Here is a 338-nt window from a genome sequence, read left to right as displayed (position 1 = left end):
GCTTGCAGCCACCTGGCAGCGTTGCCTTCACCCTGGTAGTACACATACGTCCAGTAAGCCAGCTGATCTTCGGTAGGGTTTCCATATCCCAAGGCTTTGGCTTTCGCCAAAAAGCGATCTTTGCGATGAGCTAAGGTAGCACCAAAAGCCCATAGCGCACTTTCCAGATCTTTGAATAGGGCCGATTGTGTTTGTTGTCCCAGCTCATTGATTCTGGTATCCTGAATGAATTCAGCATCATGCAATAAATCAGCCTCGCTACTGCCTTCATTGTAGCTTTTAGGCAGGTACTTTTTATACCTCACGAACTCTGATCCGAAATCATCTGTGCCTAACAC

The 338-nt window shown here is 47.3% G+C and carries 1 protein-coding gene; it reads right to left on the bottom strand.

The window, feature by feature from the left end; all coding sequences use genetic code 11:
• Window positions 1-338, bottom strand: a 338-nt coding sequence (locus tag JL102_RS23435) for a hypothetical protein (RefSeq protein WP_202246900.1), incomplete at both ends; no start/stop codon positions are given.

Source organism: Fulvivirga sediminis (assembly GCF_016757215.1).
In the GTDB taxonomy this organism is placed as follows: Bacteria; Bacteroidota; Bacteroidia; order Cytophagales; family Cyclobacteriaceae; genus Fulvivirga; species Fulvivirga sediminis.
This window is presented reverse-complemented; position numbering and strand designations above follow the sequence as displayed.